Origin of the sequence: Lysinibacillus parviboronicapiens, from assembly GCF_003049605.2 — a bacterium.
GTDB lineage: Bacteria > Bacillota > Bacilli > Bacillales_A > Planococcaceae > Lysinibacillus > Lysinibacillus parviboronicapiens.
Window position 1 is genome coordinate 2,685,733 of record NZ_CP073713.1, and the last position, 20,461, is coordinate 2,706,193.

A 20,461-nucleotide genomic window follows, 5' to 3' on the forward strand; every position below is an offset into this window, starting at 1 on the left:
TAACTGAATCAGTTACAGTGATTATTTTAATTTCATAATGCTTGCACCTGCAATACCAGGATGCGTCATTTCATATGGGTCTAAAATTAAATCCAACTGGTCCGTCGTTAAAACACCTGACTCAATGCAAAGCTCACGAATCGAACGTCCAGATAAAATCGCTTCACGTGCAAGACGCGCCGCTATTTCATAGCCAATATGAGGGTTCACTGCTGTTAGCACACCCACGCTCTTTTCTACATATTCCTTCATACGCTCTTCATTCGCTTCAATATCCTTCAAGCAGTTTTCCGTAAATGCACGGAAAACATTATTCATAATACTAATAGATTGAATAAGATTAAAGACAAGTACAGGCTCCATAACATTTAATTCTAATTGACCTGCTTCAGACGCCAGACAAATCGTATGGTCATTCCCAATAACTTGGAACGCAACCTGATTAAGTACCTCTGGCATAACTGGGTTTACCTTACCAGGCATAATGGACGACCCCGGTTGACGAGCTGGTAAAATAATTTCACCTAAACCGGCACGTGGTCCAGATGCCATTAAACGAAGGTCATTGGAGATTTTAGACATATTAATCATACAAATTTTTAATGCTCCAGACACTTCTGTGTAGGCATCTGTATTTTGCGTAGCATCCACTAAATGTGTTGCACCTTGCAGGGGTAAACCAGAAATTTCAGCAAGATGTTGGTCTACTGATTTAATATAATCAGGGAATGCATTTAAGCCTGTTCCTACAGCAGTTGCTCCCATATTCACATCATAAAGATTTGGACGTGTTTGACGAATTCGTTGAATATCACGATTGATAACACGGCAATATGCTTCAAATTCTTGGCCTAAACGGATTGGTACAGCATCTTGTAAATGCGTGCGGCCCATTTTAATAACATGTGCAAATTGCTCAGCCTTTTGATGGAACACGGCTTGCATGTTTTCCATTGTCACTAAAAGCTCATCCACTAAATGTAATACGGCAATATGGATGGCTGTTGGGAATGCATCATTTGTCGATTGTGACATATTGACATGACTGTTCGGGCTAATCGATTGATAGTCCCCTTTTTCTTTCCCCATAATCTCTAATGCACGATTCGCAATCACTTCATTGGCATTCATATTAATCGAAGTACCCGCACCACCTTGGATTGGATCTACGATAAATTCACTATTCCATTTCCCATCAATTACTTCTTGTGCTGCATCGACAATTGCTTCACCAATGTCCTTTGATAGCAGGTGGACCTCCATATTTCCTAATGCAGCAGCTTTTTTCACAATTCCCATTGCTTTAATCAATGCTGGATGAATTGTATAGCCTGTTATCGGGAAGTTTTCTGTTGCTCGAAGTGTTTGAATCCCGTAATAGACACCGCTTGGTAAGGTACGTTCACCTAAAAAATCTTTTTCAATACGTACTGTGGACATTATTGTCGTCTCCTTTTATGTATACTCACACTGATAGTAGCTAATTAATGACGGATTGTAAACAGTCAATTTTCTGTAAAAACAAGATTTTTTTGCTGAGGGGTAAAAAAAACCTAAAAAACCGAGCGCAATTCACACGCTCGGTTTTTAGGTTTATTTATTTGAAGTAACAGTAAAGCGACTATTTATATGTTGTGGATTTTCGATTTCATCCACTAACGCAATCGCATAATCGCCATAACTAACATAGCTTTCTCCAGCAGCATTTACCAATAGATGGTCAATACCTACTGTATAGCTACCAGTACGTGGACCTTGTGGGTCGAAAAATGCAGATGGACTTAAGAATGTCCAAGTAATATTTGAGGCTTGTAAATCCTTTAAGTTCTCCCCTTGATTTTTTGCAGTTGCATAAAACATTTCTGGGAAGTCTGGTGTATCCATTACACGTACTGTTTTCTCTGGATCTACGAAGAGGCTTCCTGCACCACCGACCACAAATAATTTTGTAGCAACGCCAGAAAAAATACTAATTAAATGACGGCCCACTTTCACATGTAATTCCTCTTCGCCAAAAGGGGCACCAAACGCATTCACAACTACATCAAAGCCCTTTACATCTTCTTGTGTTAGCTCAAAAATATCCTTTTCCATGACAGGGATATTAGCTGTCACTTTTGAAGCAGAACGTACAATAGCAGTTACCTCATGACCGCGTTGTAATGCCTCCTCAACTATTATTTGTCCTGCTTTCCCAGTCGCTCCAATTACAGCAATTTTCATACGTAAATTCCTCCTAATATCAGTTGTAACATAATCGGTTACAGGTTGGATACAGTAAGATCGACCTCGTTTATATTAACGAAGCTGATCTAGTACATCCTGTAAAGTCTGTGCTTGTAACTGTTCTTCCATTGCATCCCAAACAGATGTATAAACGCCCTCCAACGTACGTTGAATTTTACGACCAACAGTACAATCTGGATTCGGCTCATCGTGAATAGCAAAAAGCTGCTCAGGTCCATCAATCGCATGGTAAATTGTTAATAATGACAAATCCTTGGGTTCAACTAGAAGTTCGTAGCCTGCTAAACCTGATTGTGATGTGAGTAGTCCTGCTTTTTTTAAGAGGCCAATCATACGACGTACGACAACTGGATTTGTATTAACACTACCTGCGATAAAATCGGATGAAAGCTGACTTTTATCTGAAGTTGTTGCAATGAGCGAAAGTATATGGATCGCTACCGAAAAACGACTGTTCACCATACTTATCACCACCTGTTGTAACTATTATAGTTACAGGTTTAGAAAATAGCAAATACTTTGCTTCCTAAGCCTGTACAAAATTAAACTTTTATATACTGTCAACTAGCACATACTTTGTGTCCTTGCGGAAATTTTAGGTTTGCTGCATTTATATTTTCGAAACGTAAATAACTAGTTCTTGTCTTATTTCACCGTTTTCTTCATAAAAATCTAGATTATGAAATTCATATTTAAAATGCCCCAACGGAAACGTCACGCTCTCTCCTTGTGCCGCAGCCAATAGTCCAGCCATATCATGTGACACCATCTGTAAAAGCTCTGTGCCTGATAACGTTTCAACAAATACCACATTCATCAAAAAAAACACCTCCATAGCTATTATAGCTTAGAAGGTGCCTATTTTTATAGCGTTTATTTTAGGCGGTGAAGGCGAATCTCCTCAACTACCTGCATCATTTTTTGTACCTGCTCTTGCGATAGTTTCGTTGAAATGTGTGGTAAGTTAGATTGTTTGTGTGAAATATCCAATTTTTCGTAGGGAGGTTCTTCAGCTGTCTTTTCCCTCAGTTTCTGTCCCCCTCCCCCCTTTTCTTTGGGGCACTTTAAAATTTTTCTCACCACAATCACCTCTGCACATTTAGTTGGAAAAATAACCTATAAATACCACATCTAATATTAAGGTCAATCATTTTGTATAACATCGGCCAACTAGCCTATTTTAGAAAAGGATAATTTTGACCTAGTATTTCTTTATGTAATACTTTAAAACAGAAAAATTCTGTTTACAAAAAAGCAGCAACCTTCAGGGCTGCTGCTTTTAGTTATACGGCAATTGGTGCTTTAATTGCTGGATGTGGATCATAGCCCTCGATAGAAAGATCTTCAAGTTCTATATCAAAAATTGACGTTTTATTTGAATTTATATTTAAGGTTGGTAGGTCCTTTGGCTCACGTGATAGCTGTTCTTTCACTTGCTCCACATGATTTGTATAAATATGTGCATCGCCAATACTATGAATAAATTCCCCAACTTCAAGCCCACATTCATGAGCAATTAAATGCGTAAGTAATGCGTAGGAAGCAATATTGAACGGACAGCCTAGCAATGTATCAAGACTACGTTGCATTAACTGACAACTCAACTTCCCATTTGCGACATAAAATTGGAACATGACATGACAAGGAGGCAACGCAGCTTTACTCCCCTTAGTTCCAGCATTAATAACATCCTCTGGATTCCAAGCATTCACAATAATACGACGTGAATCTGGATTATGCTTAATCTGATGAATCACATCCTGCAGTTGGTCTAAGTCTTCTCCAGTTGACGTTGTCCAATGACGCCACTGCTTGCCATAAACATTGCCAAGTTCCCCGTATTTACTAGCAAAATCATCATCAGTTAGTACTCGTTCACAAAATGATGCTAGTTCAGCTTGATAACTAGCGTTAAACGCCTCATCAACTAAGCAACGACGACCGAAATCTGTCATATCAGGGCCCGAGTATTCATCTGATTGTACCCATTTTTTAAAAGCCCATTCATCCCAAATGTGATTGTTATGTTGTAATAGATAGCGGATATTAGTATCCCCTTTAATGAACCACAGTAGCTCACTTGCAACAAGTTTAAACGGCACACGCTTTGTCGTTAAAAGTGGAAAGCCTTTACTTAAATCAAAGCGCATTTGATAGCCAAATACACTGTATGTACCGGTTCCCGTACGATCTTCCTTTGTTACACCATTCTCTAATATATGTTGTAATAAATCTAAATACGCAGTTTCTGGATGCGTCATGATTGTCAACAGCTCCTTCAAATATGCTGTTGACCATTATACCATCAAAAACTTCATTTGAACGCCAAAAAAGGAAAATCGGTGTGCAACTTTCACCTGTTAGAATTGGAAAAATCAGGTGCATCCAACTGTGTTTTTTTGCCATAATAACTTGTGTTAAAATTTTTTCATTACATACCCGTGCCTACCGAATTATTGCGCAGTTCCTTGGAAATTTCACGCTCTGTCGTCACAAAAAACATAGGTAACACAATAATATTAAGTAAAACTGGTCCAACAATAAATAACAAATCAATTCCAGGGTTAAAGTAGAGCCCAAACGCTGTCAATAATCCAGACATTACAAGAAATACAATTTGCGCAGTTATGATCATCAACGGTATTATCTGGTACATATAATTAAGCTTTCTAAAATGCTGAATCTCCTCGGGAAACTGAAGGATTCGATTTTTTAAGCGTCTTGCTAAAAACAGACAACTTGCCACTTGCACAAGAATGAAACTAAAATAGATAACACTATAGAGTATCATTTGTCCTTTCGCGAAGGACCCATCTAAATGACCCACTCGCTGTTGTAATAGCTCGTTGACGGCACCTTCAAAGACATATTCACGTTCACTTAAAAATGTAAATGGTTGAACAAAACCGAGCGAAGTCCATTCTTTTGCATTGACCTTCCAATTTGTTAATTTACTTGCCATAATGCGTAATTGGATGCCTTCATCTTCACCAAACATTCCCACTAAGATACTGTATGGTATCGATATCTTTAGTTGACCATTTTGTCTCTCTTGAAATAAATCCTCAATAAAAAATGTATATGCCACATTCGATTGATTTGTTTCATAATGGGCATCCTCAACCTTCCAATGGCTGGATAAGGAGGTTTCTATGTAATCCTTCATTTCAAAATAAGTCGTATCATTATGTAAATGCTTGGGAATCTTGTAGACAAAATGATTGTCACCACCAATAATGCAAATATCCACTTCTACAGCATCTATTTTCTTTGTTTCGGCTGTTGTCATCGTAGGATACGCTAGTAAAGCAACGAGGAAAAACAGAATAAATGACATTCGATATTTTTTCACACTACGCCCCCTTCCCGTCACGTTTGCTATGTACACACTAGCATATACTTGACCGAAAACACCATTTCGCTTTTCCGAAAAACTGTTAGTGGTTTTCCGAAAATCGCCTTTTCGGTCTTCCATAATTATCAAAAATTACGCATAATATATAGCATACAATTTTAGAGAAATGAGAAATGAACATGATTTTATTAAACATTAAAGAGAGATGTACATGAGCAAATTAACCTGCAGTATTTTTATCACCTACTTACTCCTTGGTATCTATGCGCTTGTAATTGCTATCCAAACCCCCTTCATCGGAATTTTAGTAGATACAGCAAACGGTCAACCAGTCATTGTAAAATCTTATTATACGGATTGGGCACAGCAACAAAATATTGAAAAAGGAGACATCTTACTTACCATCGATGGCCAACTTGCTGAAGAAAAAATAATGGAGGGAAAATCACATATTTTTAGAAGCGCAAAAGAATTATCCATTAAAAAGGCTAATGGAGTCATCCATTCCATTAAAATCAAGCATACAGATATACCAGAAGAGCTGTTTGTACATATTGTTTTTCCCCTGTTATATTTTTTGCTGTCCTTTGGCGTGGCCATCTTTTTATGGAAACGTCCTAAAGAAAATCAAATCACTAACCTACTTACACTATTTTTATTAACGTGTTCTTTAGCTTACACAAGTATTGGTGCCTCTAGCAGAGGAGATATAATTGGCAAGATGGTCATAGGCTATTGCATCGTATTTTGCTTAGTGCTATTCATTCATTTTTTGCAACATTATTTCTACTATCTCCATATAAAATGGCCCTCTTTCCATTCGAAATGGCTCTATTTACTACCCATATTACTAACATGCTGTTATCTTGTGGAATTCGTTGATTCTCGCTTTAATCAAATCACACCAATTGTGATTCTAGGTTTGTTTGGTATACTTGTTCTTTATGCACTTGCTATATTAATCACTAGCTATATCCGAACACAATCAGTAAAAATACGATTAATAGCCATCGCATTAATCATTCCTTTCCTACCGTTTTTACTGTTATTTGTAGTTCCAGAAATTTTACACTATCCGCCGATTTTACCAGCAGAATTCACTGCATTATTTTTACTATTCATACCTTTTTCTTTTATTTTCATTCAAGTAAATGAGCGTTTATTTGATATTGAGTACCAATTATCCCGATTCAGATATTACTGTGCACTGGCATTTTTTAGTGCGCTTATCTTGACGCTTGGCATCTCTATTTTCTTAGTGGAACAACGTTCATTCACTTTGCTAACGGCGATTTTTGCCCTCATTTTTTTAGTAAATCTTGCTAGCTTCTATGTAAAAGAGCAACTTGATTTTAAACATCGAAAAGTTATATTTTCATCAAATGGCGATTATGTACATAATTTATATGCCGCGGTGAACAGAATGGGCAAGGCGAAAAATCAGCAGGAATTACTGGCCCGCTTTACATATGAAATAACTGAAAAACTTGGCACAACAGCATTTACCATTGAAACTATTTCACAACATGTTCCTTTATCACGTGGTGAAATTAATACAAGGAATCAGACGACACAGCTACTTTTATATGATACAACGGATGAAAAAATTGTGTTATTGATTAGCCATACATTGCAAAAAGAAGAGCTGCTTTGGTTAGAATTACTCGCTCTTTACGTTTCTATGTTTATGGATAGTTTGAAGCTGATCGAGGATTTAGTGCTTGATATTCAACATATGAAAGTGACCAATGAAACACAGTTACCTTGGTTAGATAAATTATTATGGAATATTATCGAAAAAGAAAAGAGCATTTTAGCACAGGAATTACACGACACTATTTTACAAGAGCAACTCCATTTGGCCCGAGAGCTTGATGTACTCGCAGGTTCATCAACCATTCAAGGAGAGAAGGTGCGAGCTATTCGAGAGCAACTTCTGAATGCGACCAAAGATTTACGAGAGTATTGTGAAAATTTAAGCCCTCCCCTACTCGATACTTTTGGTTTACAAATTGCGCTAAAAAAACTTGTACAAAAGGTAAATATTCGGGCAAACTTTTTACTGAATACGCAGATAGAACGTGTCCATTTTCAAGATTTATCATTACACTTAGTCGTCTATCGTCTTGTTCAAGAACTACTCAATAACGCTATTAAACATGCGGAAGCTACAGAAGTTTCCCTGAGACTTGTTGCAATAGAGCACGGCTTTGAACTGTACTATGATGATAACGGCATCGGCTGTGATATCGAAGATTTAATGAAATCTTCAGCTTCCATGGGTATCAACGGTATTCGTGAACGTGTTCGCGCCTTTAACGGTCACATATCCATAATCTCCAAACCAAATGAAGGCATGCATATAAATATCAAAATACAAGAGGAAGGCGAAAAAATAAATGATTAACATCCTAATTGTAGATGATCACCCTGTTGTTTTAGATGGCACAAAAACATTATTACAGGATTTAGTAAATGTACAAATCGAAACAGAACAAGACAGTGCTGCCGTGCTTTCAAGAATGGACATGCAAACATTCCAGCTCTTTTTAATTGATATTAATATGAAGCCTCTCAATGGCATCCACCTTTCAGAGATGATTAAAAGAAAGCAACCCGAAGCGATAATTTTGCTCTATACAGGTTACGAACTGACTGATTATTACGAGCTACTCGTCGAAAAAAAAGTGGATGGACTTTTATCGAAACTTGCTACAAAAGAACAAGTTATTCAAACCATTCAAGCTGCACTTCGAGGGGAAATTTTACTGTCAGCCGACTTTTTAGACTTTGTGCAGCGTCGCTCACACCAACCAAATAGGCGGCAGGAAATTTTACTGAGTGACAAAGAACAAGAGATTTTACAGCTTGTGGCACAAGGATACACCAATAAAGCTATTGCCTCCGCACTAGGTGTCACACAACGGACGGTTGAAAATTATTTATCGAAACTGTTTGTAAGACTTCATGTTGAATCACGAGCTGAAGCCGTAATTGTCGCTAAGGAAAAGGCGTGGATTGACTAATGACATGAAAACCATGTTATCTTTTACTAGCTCGAAAGAAGGGAAACGTTACAATAATACCCTGTTTTTCAGGATGTTTTATCAATATTATACTTGTAAACAATCCCATGTAAATTTTTCTTACTAAAAAACGGAATATGCTGGATAAATGTATAAATCTGTTATATAATAAAAGCAATAATTAAATTGCTTCATCGTAAACAATGAAATCATGCAGGCGAAAGTGACGTATTCATGCGATCTTTGGTTATGTGTTTTTTTTACAGTGTGAAGGAATATGATTGTTGAATTTATTTTTGGAGGTTTTTCAAATGACACAAGGTACAGTAAAATGGTTTAACGCAGAAAAAGGTTTTGGCTTCATCGAAGTAGAAGGTGGAAACGATGTATTCGTACACTTCTCTGCTATCCAATCTGAAGGTTTCAAAACACTAGAAGAAGGTCAAAAAGTAGAATTCGGCGTTGAAGAAGGCAACCGTGGCCCTCAAGCTACTAACGTTGTGAAACTTTAATTCTCCTTAAAGAATTAACAGTTCAAAATCCAAGAGACATCCAAATTTGGATGTCTCTTTTAACTTTTTTCTCCCTGTACTACATCAGTCTTAGAACCATCACTCAGAATATTCAAAATATACAAATATAGACAGGGTAGCATATGAGTTGAGCCATTACTAATAGTCCTTGTACAGGTGCTGGCCTATCTCTCTGATCTGTTATCTCGAAAAGCAGTGACAAATAGGATGATTAATAATAGTGAATAAGGTAAACAAAGAATCATTGTCCAATCATTCGCTTTCCTATCCCCTCGCCATTTACATGTCTATACATACAAGTAGCAAGCTTACAGCAGCTAGACCCATGATGTGAACGATCACCAAGAGGGTGACATTTTTGCTGTTCCAGCCTTGTTAATCATAACATACGATAATAATTCAATTGTAATTCTATTGACGTCAGAACAAAAAACCTAAGAGAGCTTACCACATTCAGCTTTTTAAAAATAGCGCAATCCCTATACCTCCTGCAACTTTTACGCATAGGAATGCAAACCAGCGATAACTAAATTAACAAACACTTGGTTAAAGACTATAATGCCAAAGCCGATAATCGCAAGCCAAGCCGTTTTTTCTCCTTCCCAACCCTTCGAGAGTCGGAAATGTAGAAAGGCTGCGTAGTATAAAAATGTGATGAGTGCCCAAACCTCTTTCGGGTCCCAGCCCCAGTATCGACTCCAAGCGATTTGTGCCCAAATCATGGCAAATAATAGTCCCCCAAGAGCAAACAAGGGAAATCCAATGACAACCGCTCTATATGAAATTTCATCCATCAAATTCGGCTGCACACGGTTTGTTAATGGCTTGATTAATACCGAAATTGGTTTTCTCGAGACGAGTCGAATAATACTATATAAAATAGTACCTACAATAAATGCCCAGACGATGGAATTCAGCTTTTTCGCATCAACAGTATTTGTGATCTTAAACATGCCGATTGATTCCCCGCTTTCTGTCGTAGCACCTTTACTGACGATAAGCGGCATCATTGTATAAATTGCTTTTTCACCGTCCCCTTGCGCATTTTCAAAGTGAATATTGACTTCATCAGTCGTTAAGTTGAACACCGTGGAGACGCCAATAAAGCCAATCACAACAACTAAACAATACATCACAAATTCTAATGCATAGGTACTGATTGATTTCTTGGTAACATCCAACGTTCTCAATAAGTAAATGATGCCTGTTGCAAAGGAGATAGATAAAATCGCACTAGAAAATGCAACGGTCATAACATGAATTGTTAACCAGTGACTTTGAAGTGAAGGTACAAGTGGTGTCACCTCTTTGGCAAACACACTCCCATAGCCAATAATGATTAACGAAACTGGAATGGTAAACAAACCTACAACGCTTTGTTTATACAAATAATGAATGATTAAGAAACTACCAGTAAGCATAATGCCAAAAAACGTCATAAACTCATACATATTACTGACTGGTGCATGCTCGACAGCATTCCACCTTAAAATGAAATAGCTTAATTGTAAAGCAAAAGCGATATATGTAAGAACAAGTCCTAGACGCTTAAACATTTTACCCTTCGATTTCACAGCAAGCCCAAACGGTAAAATAGCAATTAATAGCAAGATAAATGCAAGAAACAACGCATTGCTACTTAAACTTAAAATCTGTTCTGTACTCAATTAAATTCCCCCAACATTCTTTTTATAGGAGAAGCTGTCAATCACTTCGCCTATAACAGGAACGTCGACCAGCTAAAACAGGTGCCATTTTTTAACTACAATTCCTTATATTTATTGTTAATTGTGACATATTTATGGCGTACAAAGCCAACAATAGTCCAGTAGCTTTTAACACTTCTTGGCTATCCATGGACAAGGACAATTGCCCTTCACTTAAATAAAATACATTCATCATGCCGTGCATGATTGCTACCGGAACAATTGATTTTCCATATTCTCTTATCAGCGTTAGTAGCGTGCCAAGCAGGCTTCACTGATGCTTTTTGCATCTGTGGGCTTGCGGTTGCCACTTAAGGTTAAAACCTACTCTAGATGAAGCATTATTATTGATAATTCTACACTACCTTAATTTGAAGTAGATAATTTCCGGGTCATCTTCATCTAAATTTTCTACATAGCCACTCCTAATAAATCCTGCTGTTGCAAATACTTTTTGCATAGTCGTATTCGATTGATTTGTGGAAGAAAATACTTTTTGCGTTGATGCCCTCTCGACGTAATACGCTAATAAAGAGGTTGCTATGCCTTTTCGCCGCTCAGTGGGTTTTACAATCACTAAATTAATAAAACTACAGTCAAAAAAATCAGTGGAGAAAATTAGAAAACCAACTATCGCACATTGCGTTTTTTGAATGATGCATCGTCGTTCTGCAATCGCTTTTTGTATGAAATCACGTCTACTAGTACTACCAATGACCTGTTGATCAATGGTGACTAATTCGTCTAAATCCTCCATAGTCGCATACATCAGATGTCTCATTGTCTATCACTTCCAATCCTACTAATACTTACTCACTTTGGACAATTTAAAAGCTAAAAATATTCTGTTCCAGCTAACATGGCTCCTACTTAATAGCCGAAACCAAACGACTGATGTTTTATCAGCATAACAGCCAAAAGAAGTCCTGCACATAACATCCTCATGTTTAGTCAACTTTGTTTTCGCCAAGGTTGTAGCTCATTACTATAAGCTCGTCATCGAAACTCTTGGTGCGTACACCCTCATCTACAAAACCACATTTTTTATACAATTCCTGTGCCGCAATGTTCGGCAAGTCTACGCCTAATACAAGCTCATTTATAGCAGGAAAATACTTTCGTACAAAAGTAGGTAATAATTGTAATGCCTCTTTGGCGTAGCCCTTCCCCTGTTCATGAAAGTCTGTCGAAAATGAGCGGATTAAAATAGCACCTGTATTTGCCGAATACGGTACTACCCCTTCCTTTTCATGGAGCACCAAAAAGGTAACGAGCTTTCCTTCTTTCATCGCTAAAACTGCATGACGGCTTGCTTCGTTTTTTGCTAGTTCAATGCTAGCTTGAGGGGACTTCGTATAACGAAGCTGTTGTTCGGTAATCGTGTACTGTTCTATCATTTGCTTATCCGTGTCTTCATAAAATTTCAGTTGCATTATAGCCCTTCTTTCTAAGAATAAATTGCATCTATTTTTCAATCAGATACTGTAATTCATTTTAATATTTGTTCAACACAGAACATTTACTCAAAGCTCGTCCTCATAAAAAGCAGTGAATTCGTATGCCCCATCCATGAGTTGCTGTAGATAAACGTCAAAAGAAGGTGCGATGACCTCATAACTATCAGGGTCATGTACATAGCGAATTATTTGCCCCACTTTTCCTCCTTCATTTGGAGTAAAGTCGATGTATAAACTCGACGTACCGCCATTATTCATACAATCTGAAAAACATAATCGCTCTCTTAAAGGCACATGAATATTGATACGTTCATCAACTTCAATCTGATCTATAAACTCACTATAACGATCTAAAATACTATCCTGATTGTCTACTTGGTAATCATTCATAATTTGCTCAATTGACTTTAAATAATAAGGATATTCATATAAATCGGAGCCCAAGACTAGTACACAAATCGTATGCTCGCCATGCTTACAGTAATACGTTCCGTTCACATCTTTTAATAGACTGATAAGCGCCTGTGGACATTGTGGAAATACTTCAAGTAAGGTGCTAATTTGTTTTTCATTTGCTCCTGTCGTGTGTTGTAATTGAAGCTGTTCATTTTCCGGTAAATAATGCATTAATTCACTAAAATATCGATTAAACTGTCGCATTTTATATCCCCTTCTTTATGTTGTAACAAACAGTAATTTCTATTAAAAATACCATCCAGTGTTTATCACATTCATTGATCATTCGAATGCCAAAGTTCATCATGTTTCTCACAAAATCTATTTCAAACCCTCCTTTTTCTGGTGAATCCCTTTCAATGGTTTTTACATAATAATTCCTTCTTATTTGTTATACGCAATAAACTTAAAATAGTTCCCTATTTTATTAGCTTCTATCTTCAACTATAATAATATTTTCAAAAAATTCTATATATGCTAGTATTTGTTTATGCTATTTTAAGGAGTTGTGAATATGATTGTGAAAAGTGCAGTAGATGTTTGTTTTGTCAATCAAATTATCCAAGGGATGTAATTTTACTGCACCCCTTGAACAAGGGAGAATATACAATGGAACAATATTTAAAGGATTTTCTTGAAGGCCAATTGATTACTTTAAAGCAAATGACTTCGTCTGACCTTGAGACATTTGTAAAAATCGAGAGCGAAAATAGCACTTTGTTACTTGCTAACGATGAGATGCCATTTCCAAATACATTTGAAGACCATGCTTCATTCTTTCAAAGCATTAGTGGCAAAAAAGAAGAATTCATCTTTGGTATTTTTGAAAAAACTTCTCAACAGCTTATTGGTTCCTGCGGTGTTTATGCAATTAATTGGAAAAACAGTACTTGCTTTGTGGGGATTTCAATAGGTGAAGAATGGCAAGGAAAAGGATTTGGGACAGATGCTATGCGGACCCTCATCACATTTATCTTTGATTACATCGCGATAAACAAAATTAAACTCCAAGTATTCAGCTTTAACGGATCAGCCATACGCTCCTACGAAAAATGCGGCTTTACAAAAGAAGGCGTCCTACGTCATGAGCTTTTCCGCTTCGGCAAATTTCATGATATTGTGTTATTTGGTCTATTACGTGAAGAGTGGTCTGAATTAAGTAGTAGATGAAACAACAGCGCACGCATTCAAAACTAATTGAATGCGTGCGTTATCTATGTAAAAATTATAAGCTCACGTATGCAACATCCCTAGTTTTATTTTTATATCATTCCCTAGCATTTTCGAACAGCCAAATGGAACTTCTTAAAATTTTTTACCATTTGCAATTGTCGTCGTACCATAGGTGGAATGGATAATACTCGGTGCTAATTGTATAACAGTAAAATCTGTAATTCAATACAGTAATTTATGTAAGCCTGATTTTCATCTAAAAAAGCCTTATCATACTTCAACCTGGACTACCAAACTCCACATAATAATCGGACAGTATGTTTTCAAAATCGTTTTTTCTAGCATACATTAATTGTTCTTCAAGTTTTAAAATTTGTTCTTTCAGTTCTATATCCACTTCAAGAGCTGCCTCCCTCCCAAATTCTTTCCTAATTTATAACCAAAATGCGAATCAATATATTACATCATTAGAACCATAATAATTGCTATGTGATGCTAAAACTATGTGCTCAATTGGTTGCGCTAAAATCACTTGTTCCAACCATTCACAGCTTATCCTTTTGCCATATTATTCGACTCCCCTGCAAATGCATATGCAGGATTGCTATATAACTGAAAATGTCATCGTCGAAATCACTGATTTGTCCTTCCGCTAGTATACGTTCCATTATGCTCTTTCGCTTTTTCTTCAACCTCTGAATAGCTCTCTTATAAGGACTTGCTTAAACAGCATGAATCGTTTTATCGCGAAAAAATCGAGTTACATTGTTCTCGATCCACAAACACTATGTCTATACGTTACGCCTTGCATTATTCAACATCGACCAAAACCCGTTATAACCCATTTATTACAGAAATATACAATATTGTATCTACTTTTTAAAATTTCGCCCTCAAAACAGAGAAGTTTTTCAATCGATAAACAACATAAAAGGTTATTTGATAAATTCTGACAAGATATGTAGCAGAATAATTTTTGTTAACTTTCACCATTTTTTTAGTTAACATTAAACATAGGAAAAAAGTAGTTAATTCTACATATTGTATTCTTAATGTTTTCTAAAACTCATCATTCTTAAAAGGCTAAAAAACAGTAGTATCAGTTAAAAAAATATAAAAAAATACCATTAAAAAAGAAATATATTAATTAAAAAGAACTAATTTCATTCTATTGATTTTTATTCCCTACTAAGAATTAAGCCGCTTATATGTGACTAATTTACGAATTTCTATTCCGATACACAATATGACATTTTTTTTAATTTAAGTGATATACAATGAAAAAGTTGAATCGAGGCCACTAGAATTTATTTCATGAATATGGAGAAAAACATAGGAGGAAATTATGTTTGTAAATTTTTTACTTAAACAATTCTTGAAGGTTGAAATTGAAATTAAAAGAAGAATTATGTACAAAAAGGCAAAGGATTTAGGATTTACTCATCCAAAGGTTGTTGATTATAGTCAAGAATTAGATGTATTACTGAATAGATATTTAAAGCAAGCATCGTAAGTAAAAGGAGGAGTTTTTATAAATAACTTTAATTTTGCATACTTATTTACAATAAAACCAGTCACAATATACGTTCGCATGGCTGGTTTTATTATCACAATATTCGATTTTTTACACGGCTACTATAGAGCCTCCTAGCCAACAACTTCCCTCATATACAAGTATGTAAATCAATGTATACATAACAAGAATTAGGGAAACCTATTGTTAACGCTAAAACAGGAGGTACAATCATGCAGGTAATATTTCTAACATTGGTTGTCGTTTCGAACTTGTTTTTTCAACCTCAAACTACACCAGAAGTTTCAACAGACAATATTTGTGCACCTGTTGAAACATCTAGTCCAACTTTACAATATCCTGTCAACCAAACTAAATCATTTCTTGAAGAAGACGATTTTTATAACAAATTAGATAGAACCATCTACGAGGAATATAACCATGCTGCGTTTAGTATTCGACAAAAAATACTATTCAAAGACGTACCGGATGTGGCGCATGCTTTTCATCTGAAAACGAATCATGCAAATGATAGAATGGATCTTTCCAATCACACATTTATTCATCCGAATCGACAAGTATATTTTTTAGCCTCTTTTTATCAACATGACCATGAAGAATTCCATAAATTTGTTGTCATAGATGCCGAAACAAACACTTTACTTCTTGGCGGTAGCCACTATCATCATTAGGATAATCCCTATTTACATGCTTAGCTTGTAATCGCTTTAGTTTATAATATGCATTTAAAAGTGTTTCTAGAAGTATTTTGATTGAAATAGATAGATTATCAGAGTCATTCTTCATTACGACCAGCCAACTCTTTTTGCACAATTTCTTGCTTTACCTCCGCTATGAACTGCCGAAGTGGGATATTAACTAAATCTGACTGACCGTATTTTCGGACTGTTACACTTTCATTGCTACATTCTTTGTCACCAAGCACTAGAATGTGCGGTATCTTCTTCATCTGCGCATCACGTATCTTTTTCCCAAGTTTTTCTTGACGATTATCTACACTAACACGTATTTGTTCCTGTTGTAAGGCTCTCATTACTTGTTGTACATAATCTTGATGCGAATCCGCTACACCGATTATTTTGACTTGCTGGGGTGCTAACCACGTTGGGAAGGCACCTCCAAAATGTTCAATCAAAATACCTAAAAAACGATCAATTGAGCCAAAGACAGCACGATGAATAACGACCGGCCGTACTTTTGCATTTTGTTCATTAATATATGTTAGATCAAACTTTTCTGGCATTTGAAAATCAAGTTGTACCGTTGCGCATTGATGACTTCGCTTAATGGCATCTTTAATATGAATATCAATTTTTGGTCCATAAAATGCCCCGTCCCCTTTATTTACGTTAAAAGGATATCCTAAGTGATGTAGTACATTTTCTAATGCCGCTTCAGCTTGATCCCAAAGTTTTATATCGCCCATAAAGTCATCTGGACGCGTCGACAGTTCAATTTCGTATTGAAAGCCAAATACTTGATAGACATGATCAATAATTTTAAGAGCAAGCGCTATTTCATCTTCTATTTGTTGAGGTGTAACAAAAATATGCGCATCGTCTTGGCAGAATGATCGTACGCGTAGAAGTCCATTTAAAGCACCACTAAACTCGTGTCGATGAACCTGACCAAATTCAGCCATACGAATCGGTAAATCTCTGTAGGAATGTCGGTCATTTTTAAAAATCAGCATATGTCCTGGACAATTCATTGGTTTTAAAGCAAAGCTTTGCTCATCTACCTGTGTAAAATACATATTTTCTTTATAGTGATCCCAATGTCCTGATTGTTCCCATAAGCGCTGATTCATCATCAATGGTGTACGCACTTCTTTATAGTCATATATCGTTTGTAGATTGCGTAAAAAGGACTCCAATTCATTGCGAATGATTTGGCCATTGGCTAAGTAAAACGGCATACCAGGTGCTTCTTCCGAAAACATAAACAATTCGAGTTCTTTTCCTAATTTACGATGATTGCGTTTTTCTGCTTCTTCTAAGAAAACAAAGTAATCCTTCATCTCCTCTTTTGTAGCAAACGCTACGCCATAAATACGTTGTAACATTTGATTTTGGCTGTCCCCACGCCAATATGCACCTGAAACATGCATTAATTTAAAGTGTTGTAATTTACCTGTTGAAGGTACATGGGGCCCACGACATAAATCATAAAAGTCTCCTTGTTCATAAACCGATATGATGTCGTTTTCAGGAATATCCTCCAAAAGCTCCAGCTTTAACTTATCATGCGCAAATAATCGTTTCGCTTCTTCTCGCGTAACTTCTTTTCGATGTATTTGCATATTTTCTCGGACAATTTGCTTCATCATTTTTTCAATTTGTTGTAAATCACTAGGTACAAGAGAATGGGCAATGTTAATATCATAATAAAACCCATTTTCGATGACTGGCCCTACACCAAATTGTGCTGTTGGAAATAAACGCTTAAAAGCTTGTGCTAATAAATGAGCTGTTGAGTGACGAATAACCTCAATTCCTTCTTTTGAACTAGCATCGTATAGTGTGATTTGTGCATCTTCCAATATCGGGTACGTCAAATCAACAATGGTTCCATTCACTCTCCCTGCTATTGCTTTTTTACGTAGTCCTGGACTAATCGCTTGTGCAATATCGGTTAGTGTAACACCTTTAGTAAATAGTTGTTGATGACCATCTGGAAACTGAATGTTAATTGATTGATTTGACATGTTCTTTCTCCTTTTCTCTTTAATTTGCCTTGACGTAATTGCAAGCTGCCGCTTCGCTTTCGCGCACAAAAGATATTTTGACATTGCCCTAAGGCTTTAATCGTCGTCCAGCAAAAATTTATACACCAGTGGAATAAAAGTTTCATCTTTATTCATCTCTTACTTGCAGAGGTGATGTTTTTTTGCTGAATGAAGATAAAATAAAAAAACACATATCCGTCCCACAAAGGGACGAGTATGTGTTGATTACCCGTGGTTCCACCCAAATTTCCACTAGATACGCTAGCTAGTGGCTCATTGACTATGCTTGTAACGTCGCATAATACGGTGCAAGTTTCCTAGCACTGCTCCAAGGTAGTAAGGTTTGATGCGGCAATAGGAAGTTCTCAGCCTAGACTTCCCTCTCTGTGAATCGTTCAATCAAAACTCATGTCCTTATCATCGCTGATTTCATTGTTTCGTGAAATTGATATTTACTATAGCGGACACTCCATTACTTGTCAATAATTGAAAATTATTTTTATGGCAACAAAAAATCTGTTATTTGTTGGTAACGCTAATTTTTTTGGAATTTTCGCTTAAATTAAAAACTTTTTCTTAGCAGCATCGTTTCGTAATAGCGTATTTAAAAAGCAATTTAGTTATTCTTATTATTTGGTAATAAAAACTCAGGCCTTTAGACACAAAAATAAGTATCAAAGAATTCATGGTCAATAAAGTGTACTTGCATTTTGAGCTACTTTTTTCTTTATTTATAAAGCTAATAATCTCAATCTCAAGTCGTTTCATGTTCTCACCATGATTCGCATAAATCCCACGATTTATTCTTGAATGTCTAAAATTTCTTCATATGATTGCCAACTAATTTGAATCATTGTTTCGGAGGCACTATCATTGAAAAGTTTAGCAGTATCTTTTTTAGGAATTATCACTTTACCATCGCGATTTACACGCGTATCTGAAAGATCCAAAGCCTCGTTTGCTGCTTCGATATTAATATGTAAATCTCCAAGTCCTTGTCCATCGCCAAGATATATGAGCTGTAAGCCTTCATTTGTATTACTGTGATATATCGCTTTCCAGTGCTCACTTTTTGCCACATAATGGACCTCTTGAGGAAACCCGCTACATGCAGATAAAATAAACATCATCAAAAGCAGGAAGTAGTATTTCTTCATTTGATTTTCACTTCTTTCTTCTTTCTTGAACACCCTATATGTTATTATTTCCCTTCACCGTTACTCTCTTTCGAATCATTTGTTCATCAATAGCGAGAAGCTGCTCATCATAATGATTTTGATTTGTTGGACGGTTATCAGATTCTTGGTTCATGTCACTTCTCCTTAATTGAATCATCAAAAACTATGATTTACACCATAAATTGCGTCAACCATGCTACATACTTGGCACCTGGAATAAATAAAACTTGTGCTAGCATCGTTCCTAACAAACGAGAGCCCATCATCATTACTGAAACTCTTTTTAGACTAAGATAACTGCCTCTTTCATTGATTACATCATCTGCAAGAATTGAAATTTTCGGGTCAATGAATACTATTAATAACATCGTTGCCACCCCATTGATAAGCCCCGAAGCCATCACCGCCGTTGTCTCTCTTTCAGGCACCAATAAAGAAGCATACAGTGCTGATAAAACCCCGATTGTATAAATGGCTGTAATCACTATATTAATGACAAATAATTTCAATGGGATATCGCGCCAACTCATTCCCTTTACGTATGAAAAACTAGGTATACGAATATGCTTTATGCCTCGCTTAAAATATTCTATACTAAAGCCCTTTTTCATGAGTGCAGGAATTGATCCTCTTTCCTCTGACAAATGAATAATTGCCCTTGAAAAAATAGCTACAAACGTCGGCAACAACAGAATACCTAGTAGAGTTCCAAGTGAAGCAGAGCCTATAATAATGCGAAATTGCTGCTCTACAAACGCAAACGTGTTTTCCTCGGGTGCTTTATCTATCAAACTCCCTGTAAAGGGTTGTTGCATCATATTCGCTAACCTTGATACCATTACCATGACATTAAACAGTGATAGTGCAGAAGCCAATAACTTCACACGAGCTCCAGATAAACGCACTGCATATGCTAGTGTTTCAATGGCATGTATGATTAAGATGAATAAAGAGATTATGATTAGCTTTTCCGTCAATATGTCCAAATTCTTTTACCTTCTTTTTAGCAAGCGCTTGTTTTCTAAATCCTACGTTAGGGTTTTCTATTTGCCAATTCTGTGCTTTAAA

At 36.4% G+C, this 20,461-nt stretch carries 20 protein-coding genes; 6 read left to right on the plus strand and 14 right to left on the minus strand.

What is annotated here, in order from left to right; translation table 11 throughout:
• Positions 1-21: 21 nt before the first annotated feature.
• From aspA to C9J31_RS12880, 7 genes are all read right to left on the minus strand, one after another.
• Complete coding sequence (gene aspA / locus C9J31_RS12850; protein WP_107925610.1) at positions 22-1,440, minus strand: aspartate ammonia-lyase; 1,419 nt, start codon at positions 1,438-1,440, stop codon at positions 22-24.
• A gap of 153 nt (positions 1,441-1,593) precedes the next feature.
• Positions 1,594-2,223 (minus strand): NAD(P)-dependent oxidoreductase, encoded by a 630-nt coding sequence (locus C9J31_RS12855; protein ID WP_107925608.1) that lies wholly within the window; start codon positions 2,221-2,223, stop codon positions 1,594-1,596.
• A 75-nt stretch (positions 2,224-2,298) separates the two neighbouring features.
• Positions 2,299-2,709 (minus strand): Rrf2 family transcriptional regulator, encoded by a 411-nt coding sequence (locus C9J31_RS12860; RefSeq protein WP_054768366.1) that lies wholly within the window; start codon positions 2,707-2,709, stop codon positions 2,299-2,301.
• A gap of 148 nt (positions 2,710-2,857) precedes the next feature.
• Positions 2,858-3,064 (minus strand): hypothetical protein, encoded by a 207-nt coding sequence (locus tag C9J31_RS12865; protein WP_054768377.1) that lies wholly within the window; start codon positions 3,062-3,064, stop codon positions 2,858-2,860.
• A 56-nt stretch (positions 3,065-3,120) separates the two neighbouring features.
• On the minus strand, positions 3,121-3,327 hold the full coding sequence (locus C9J31_RS12870) for a hypothetical protein (RefSeq protein ID WP_107951634.1): 207 nt from the start codon (positions 3,325-3,327) through the stop codon (positions 3,121-3,123).
• A 203-nt stretch (positions 3,328-3,530) separates the two neighbouring features.
• Positions 3,531-4,508, minus strand: coding sequence for a thymidylate synthase (locus C9J31_RS12875; protein WP_107951633.1), 978 nt, complete (start codon positions 4,506-4,508; stop codon positions 3,531-3,533).
• A 170-nt stretch (positions 4,509-4,678) separates the two neighbouring features.
• Positions 4,679-5,599 (minus strand): hypothetical protein, encoded by a 921-nt coding sequence (locus C9J31_RS12880; RefSeq protein WP_107951632.1) that lies wholly within the window; start codon positions 5,597-5,599, stop codon positions 4,679-4,681.
• A gap of 214 nt (positions 5,600-5,813) precedes the next feature.
• Between C9J31_RS12880 and C9J31_RS12885 the strand changes: the two genes are divergently transcribed.
• The 3 genes from C9J31_RS12885 (at position 5,814) to C9J31_RS12895 (ending at position 9,140) form a co-directional block, all read left to right on the plus strand.
• A complete protein-coding gene (locus tag C9J31_RS12885) occupies positions 5,814-8,009 on the plus strand; it encodes a sensor histidine kinase (protein ID WP_107951631.1) in 2,196 nt (731 codons plus the stop codon).
• Positions 8,002-8,628 (plus strand): response regulator transcription factor, encoded by a 627-nt coding sequence (locus tag C9J31_RS12890; RefSeq protein WP_107951630.1) that lies wholly within the window; start codon positions 8,002-8,004, stop codon positions 8,626-8,628. Before C9J31_RS12885 ends, C9J31_RS12890 begins: the two co-directional genes overlap by 8 nt.
• Positions 8,629-8,939: 311 nt before the next feature.
• Positions 8,940-9,140: a cold-shock protein gene (locus C9J31_RS12895; protein WP_010859201.1), complete on the plus strand. Its 201-nt coding sequence runs from the start codon at positions 8,940-8,942 to the stop codon at positions 9,138-9,140.
• 518 nt (positions 9,141-9,658) lie between these two features.
• On the opposite strand, the gene ccsB is transcribed toward C9J31_RS12895, so the two are convergent.
• The 4 genes from ccsB to C9J31_RS12915 all read right to left on the minus strand — a co-directional run bounded on the left by ccsB (position 9,659) and on the right by C9J31_RS12915 (position 12,984).
• Positions 9,659-10,828, minus strand: a complete 1,170-nt coding sequence (gene ccsB, locus C9J31_RS12900) for a c-type cytochrome biogenesis protein CcsB (protein WP_107951629.1) — start codon at positions 10,826-10,828, stop codon at positions 9,659-9,661.
• A 400-nt stretch (positions 10,829-11,228) separates the two neighbouring features.
• Complete coding sequence (locus tag C9J31_RS12905) at positions 11,229-11,648, minus strand: GNAT family N-acetyltransferase (RefSeq protein ID WP_107951628.1); 420 nt, start codon at positions 11,646-11,648, stop codon at positions 11,229-11,231.
• Between the two features lie 166 nt (positions 11,649-11,814).
• Positions 11,815-12,300, minus strand: a complete 486-nt coding sequence (locus tag C9J31_RS12910; protein ID WP_107951627.1) for a GNAT family N-acetyltransferase — start codon at positions 12,298-12,300, stop codon at positions 11,815-11,817.
• A gap of 90 nt (positions 12,301-12,390) precedes the next feature.
• Complete coding sequence (locus C9J31_RS12915; RefSeq protein ID WP_107951626.1) at positions 12,391-12,984, minus strand: SMI1/KNR4 family protein; 594 nt, start codon at positions 12,982-12,984, stop codon at positions 12,391-12,393.
• Between the two features lie 405 nt (positions 12,985-13,389).
• Between C9J31_RS12915 and C9J31_RS12920 the strand changes: the two genes are divergently transcribed.
• From C9J31_RS12920 to C9J31_RS12930, 3 genes are all read left to right on the plus strand, one after another.
• The gene (locus tag C9J31_RS12920) at positions 13,390-13,950 is read left to right on the plus strand and encodes a GNAT family N-acetyltransferase (protein WP_107951625.1); all 561 of its coding nucleotides are present in this window, start codon (positions 13,390-13,392) and stop codon (positions 13,948-13,950) included.
• A 1,348-nt stretch (positions 13,951-15,298) separates the two neighbouring features.
• Positions 15,299-15,466 (plus strand): aspartyl-phosphate phosphatase Spo0E family protein, encoded by a 168-nt coding sequence (locus C9J31_RS12925; RefSeq protein ID WP_054768363.1) that lies wholly within the window; start codon positions 15,299-15,301, stop codon positions 15,464-15,466.
• 233 nt (positions 15,467-15,699) lie between these two features.
• Positions 15,700-16,158, plus strand: coding sequence for a hypothetical protein (locus C9J31_RS12930; RefSeq protein WP_107951624.1), 459 nt, complete (start codon positions 15,700-15,702; stop codon positions 16,156-16,158).
• Positions 16,159-16,262: 104 nt separating this feature from the next.
• Here C9J31_RS12930 and thrS read toward each other — a convergent pair whose 3' ends face one another.
• From thrS to C9J31_RS12945, 3 genes are all read right to left on the minus strand, one after another.
• The gene (gene thrS / locus C9J31_RS12935; RefSeq protein ID WP_107951623.1) at positions 16,263-18,194 is read right to left on the minus strand and encodes a threonine--tRNA ligase; all 1,932 of its coding nucleotides are present in this window, start codon (positions 18,192-18,194) and stop codon (positions 16,263-16,265) included.
• An 821-nt stretch (positions 18,195-19,015) separates the two neighbouring features.
• Positions 19,016-19,294, minus strand: coding sequence for a hypothetical protein (locus tag C9J31_RS12940; protein WP_107925586.1), 279 nt, complete (start codon positions 19,292-19,294; stop codon positions 19,016-19,018).
• Positions 19,295-19,563: 269 nt separating this feature from the next.
• Positions 19,564-20,379: a lipid II flippase Amj family protein gene (locus C9J31_RS12945; protein ID WP_193767205.1), complete on the minus strand. Its 816-nt coding sequence runs from the start codon at positions 20,377-20,379 to the stop codon at positions 19,564-19,566.
• Positions 20,380-20,461 lie beyond the last annotated feature (82 nt).

Excerpts from the sequence above, each read along its gene's own strand:
- aspA (WP_107925610.1), bottom strand. The coding sequence starts at position 1,440 with ATGTCCACAGTACGTATTGAAAAAGATTTTTTAGGTGAACGTACCTTA.
- C9J31_RS12855 (WP_107925608.1), bottom strand. The coding sequence starts at position 2,223 with ATGAAAATTGCTGTAATTGGAGCGACTGGGAAAGCAGGACAAATAATA.
- C9J31_RS12860 (WP_054768366.1), bottom strand. The coding sequence starts at position 2,709 with ATGGTGAACAGTCGTTTTTCGGTAGCGATCCATATACTTTCGCTCATT.
- C9J31_RS12865 (WP_054768377.1), bottom strand. The coding sequence starts at position 3,064 with ATGAATGTGGTATTTGTTGAAACGTTATCAGGCACAGAGCTTTTACAG.
- C9J31_RS12875 (WP_107951633.1), bottom strand. The coding sequence starts at position 4,508 with ATGACGCATCCAGAAACTGCGTATTTAGATTTATTACAACATATATTA.
- C9J31_RS12885 (WP_107951631.1), top strand. The coding sequence starts at position 5,814 with ATGAGCAAATTAACCTGCAGTATTTTTATCACCTACTTACTCCTTGGT.
- C9J31_RS12890 (WP_107951630.1), top strand. The coding sequence starts at position 8,002 with ATGATTAACATCCTAATTGTAGATGATCACCCTGTTGTTTTAGATGGC.
- C9J31_RS12895 (WP_010859201.1), top strand. The coding sequence starts at position 8,940 with ATGACACAAGGTACAGTAAAATGGTTTAACGCAGAAAAAGGTTTTGGC.
- C9J31_RS12905 (WP_107951628.1), bottom strand. The coding sequence starts at position 11,648 with ATGAGACATCTGATGTATGCGACTATGGAGGATTTAGACGAATTAGTC.
- C9J31_RS12910 (WP_107951627.1), bottom strand. The coding sequence starts at position 12,300 with ATGCAACTGAAATTTTATGAAGACACGGATAAGCAAATGATAGAACAG.
- C9J31_RS12915 (WP_107951626.1), bottom strand. The coding sequence starts at position 12,984 with ATGCGACAGTTTAATCGATATTTTAGTGAATTAATGCATTATTTACCG.
- C9J31_RS12920 (WP_107951625.1), top strand. The coding sequence starts at position 13,390 with ATGGAACAATATTTAAAGGATTTTCTTGAAGGCCAATTGATTACTTTA.
- C9J31_RS12925 (WP_054768363.1), top strand. The coding sequence starts at position 15,299 with ATGTTTGTAAATTTTTTACTTAAACAATTCTTGAAGGTTGAAATTGAA.
- C9J31_RS12930 (WP_107951624.1), top strand. The coding sequence starts at position 15,700 with ATGCAGGTAATATTTCTAACATTGGTTGTCGTTTCGAACTTGTTTTTT.
- thrS (WP_107951623.1), bottom strand. The coding sequence starts at position 18,194 with ATGTCAAATCAATCAATTAACATTCAGTTTCCAGATGGTCATCAACAA.